The 3,261-nt window shown below is 42.2% G+C and carries 5 protein-coding genes; 4 read left to right on the top strand and 1 reads right to left on the bottom strand.

The features are described 5' to 3' along the window. Positions 1 to 3: 3 nt before the first annotated feature. Positions 4 to 1,014 (bottom strand): hypothetical protein, encoded by a 1,011-nt coding sequence (locus AC6R1O_RS17485; protein WP_500657498.1) that lies wholly within the window; start codon positions 1,012 to 1,014, stop codon positions 4 to 6. A 615-nt stretch (positions 1,015 to 1,629) separates the two neighbouring features. On the opposite strand from AC6R1O_RS17485, the gene AC6R1O_RS17480 reads away from it, so the two are divergent. The 4 genes from AC6R1O_RS17480 to AC6R1O_RS17465 all read left to right on the top strand — a co-directional run bounded on the left by AC6R1O_RS17480 (position 1,630) and on the right by AC6R1O_RS17465 (position 3,214). Then, positions 1,630 to 2,043 carry a hypothetical protein gene (locus AC6R1O_RS17480; protein WP_500657497.1) on the top strand — a complete coding sequence of 138 codons (414 nt, stop codon included), beginning with the start codon at positions 1,630 to 1,632 and terminating at the stop codon, positions 2,041 to 2,043. Between the two features lie 92 nt (positions 2,044 to 2,135). Beyond that, positions 2,136 to 2,621: a hypothetical protein gene (locus AC6R1O_RS17475; protein ID WP_500657496.1), complete on the top strand. Its 486-nt coding sequence runs from the start codon at positions 2,136 to 2,138 to the stop codon at positions 2,619 to 2,621. A 186-nt stretch (positions 2,622 to 2,807) separates the two neighbouring features. Further along, positions 2,808 to 3,008: a hypothetical protein gene (locus AC6R1O_RS17470; RefSeq protein ID WP_500657495.1), complete on the top strand. Its 201-nt coding sequence runs from the start codon at positions 2,808 to 2,810 to the stop codon at positions 3,006 to 3,008. Between the two features lie 11 nt (positions 3,009 to 3,019). Continuing rightward, positions 3,020 to 3,214: a hypothetical protein gene (locus tag AC6R1O_RS17465; RefSeq protein ID WP_500656852.1), complete on the top strand. Its 195-nt coding sequence runs from the start codon at positions 3,020 to 3,022 to the stop codon at positions 3,212 to 3,214. Positions 3,215 to 3,261: the final 47 nt, after the last annotated feature.

The raw sequence follows: 3,261 nt of genomic DNA, 5'->3' as shown, positions 1-3,261 counted from the left end.
AGGTTAATCACTACTCAACAGGTGGCATGAACAGCACCTAAATATGGTTGTACTCAATCGCAAGATAGCTGTGTGTACATCTTTGACGCTGACATCTGAGTTGCGGCTACGGCGGCAATACTCCAACACTTTGAATACACTGACTGGAAACTTATTACTAAAAACGTTCACTTTGAAGAAGTCGTAGTTAAGCTCCACGTAGTCTTGTAAAAATTGACTAATCGCGTAGTAGATTTGAAGATCTTTAGCGGTAACTATGCCATAGTCCGTTCCTTTCTGACGCCCAGTGACACGCATCTTATCAACCGTGATCGGAGACCAATTCGTGGTGTATGGCATGAACTGCATTTGTTCATCACCAATATAGGGTACCAACTGGTGTAGCGAATCCTCGTAGAAAACGTATGTTTTCATCTGATCAATTTGCTTCTTGGATAGCGTTTTAGTTGGAAGGTTATGAATTGTAATAGCTTCGCGTTGAACCAACTGCGCGGCCCGAGCGGTTTGCTGTGCATTAAGTCGAGGTTCTGTTTTCGTATCGCCGTTAGAAAGTAGCATAGAGGCATTGTCAGCCAGCTGGTTTTTGGAAATTAAAAACTCATAAAGCTTTCGGCGTCGCAATGCCTCATTGTTGATCTTGCTATTCTTGGAGTCATGTTCAAACAAAAAACCATTTTTGCAAAAGTTGGCTAGCTTTAAACGGACAGATCGTTCAGATACTTTAGCACTAGCAGCCAACACTGGAACTCTGATGAAAAGATCGTTACTGCATTCTAATCGATTACTAAAACGGACAGCTGACAAGAAAAGCTTGTAATCAAACTCTGATAATGACGATTCAATTGCCTTGACGCTTTCGCCAACTTCAGGGTCGATAGAACTATCCCCTGCTGTGAAGCAGATGTACTGATGCAACGCTTCAGGGATGATCACTATTGACCCCTGAGCTTCCTCAGAAGCCGGTAGTGTTATGTGCCGTGGCTGAAGCAATAAAGGATCGTTGTCTGTTGTCATGGTCTGAAAAGGTATTCGCTACGATTTCTGACAATGTAATTCAATCTGCCTAGACGATCAAGAATCCACAAGCCAAAGAAAAAATCTCATATTATTATTTTTTATTTTTTAAGGTTTTATCTCTGATCTTTCATCACTGATCTTCTATCTAGAGAGTTATCTACACTGGAAGTGCCATTGCCTATTGGTTAGCTGAGGTCTTGTAAGATCCCCGACAGACTAGCGCTCAAAGTGACCTATTTCTACTTGACTACACTGGTAGTTGGTAAGGCTGAGTTTTGAGCGCCAACGTTAACTACTCTGGAAGTTCGTTAATTAAAACACAAGAAGAGAGTAGAATTCGAACAGTGAGTGTCATCTGAATTCGGCGTAATTGGTAAGTTATCTACACTGGAAGCTAAACTCCATTGGTGTTATATATACTAGCGAGTTGATGATGAATGAATTCACCCTCATAGACTGTTGTTACCAATCAGCCGTTTTTGAGCAAGGTGTCTATATCACTGATATAATGCGATAAATGGAATTTCTAGAGAGCTCTTTCTTCACGGTGAACGTGAAGTCAATCACCTTCAGTGTTAAACGGAACTGCTGAATTATTGACCAAGGATTGTATTGGAAGGAACGCCAAACCCTATTGGAAGGAACGCCAAGTCGTATTGGAAAGAACGCCAAGGGGGGTATTGGAACGATCGCCAGCGTTGTATTGGAAAGATCGCCACACTGTATTGGAACGATCGCCGAGTGAGTATTGGAACGATCGCCATTCAGTATTGGAAAGAACGCCGACGGCGTATTGGAAGGAACGCGGTACTTGTATTGGTAGTGAAATGTCCGCGTATTGGAAGGAACGCCAAATTGAATTGGAATGATCGCCAGTCCGTATCGGAAGAAACGCCAGCTTGTATTGGAATGATCGCCGAGATGTATTGGAAAGATCGCAAAAACGCATCGGAACGATCGCCAAAAAACAGAAAAAACCAGTTAGCAACAGCTTATGCACAGGTTATCATCATATTCAGTGAATAACTAAAAGTTGTTGCTTAAGATCTAAAGTGAGATTCATTTCTTTGCTATGGATCTTTTTATACAAACTTAGATCTTGATCACGAGAGAGAAGAATGACAAACACAGGCGAAGCACTCAGACAGCAGTCACAACCTCTTAGTCTATTGATTGATTTGCATTACAACGGCAGCATTACTAGCTTTGCCAAGGCTAACGAAGTATCCCTAACTCTGGCGAGTCGATGGTTAAAGCAAAAAAGGCAGTGTGTGAAGTTGGCCAATGGGCGATGGGTAGTAAGCAATGGAGTTGCTAAATTTATCGACGCGAAGGTTGCAATTGATCCTAGTGTCCAACAGTGTTTGTTTAGTGAGTTGGTTGCATCAGTCAAAAATCAACTCCAATGCGATGAACTGAAAGCTGTTTTCGAACTCTTCGGCGAGAAGCAAACAACAATGTTTAATTGGTTGAGGGACGAGAGAATGTGTTACAGAGTAACAGATTCAATTTGGTTTATTAACAAGCGCTACAACATTCTCATCGCTGGAGCGTCAGAAGAGCAGGCAACTATTCCTCCCACCAGATTGCTCGGCAGCGATTGAGTGAATCACCATCTAGAAGTGTCGATTTTAATAACCTAAATAGGTTATTTGTTGACGCTGGGTTGTGATGAAGTTATCATATTAATGGAAATCAATTGTGGTTGAAGATATTGAACGCGAGTACAATAGTTCAAAAACTATATATGACGCTACTCTGCAAAAACAAACTCGGAGGATAAGAGGTCTATGCCGAAATTTCATTTGAACGGCTATGTAACCGTATCAGCATCGACAGCGATCGAGGCCGACACTTTAGAAGAAGCCATCAAGAAAGCTGAAAACCTTCCGGTAATGCACTCCACTCAGGCTCACGGTGTCGAAGACGCAGTTTGGGTTGTTGAAGATATGGACGGCTCTGCGCAAGAAATCTACGCAGACGAAGACTAATGGGAAATCTAATGACAAAAGTTGAGCGCGATGTATGGTCGGATGACGATGGAAACCTCACTGCAACCGAAGCAACAAAGCTTGCAAGTGTTGTTCATGATGATGACGCACCCTACGGGTATTGCAAGCATGTGTGGCGTGTGAATGCTTCCACCAATCGTGATGCAATTAAATTGTATCGCCAAGAATTGAAAGCTAACTATTGATTAGAGGGAATAGAAATCATGAAACAAAGTGAAATTTGGGTGCCAAC

Source organism: Vibrio sp. R11-SG3-ISO3-SZ (genome assembly GCF_059834345.1).
This window is presented reverse-complemented; position numbering and strand designations above follow the sequence as displayed.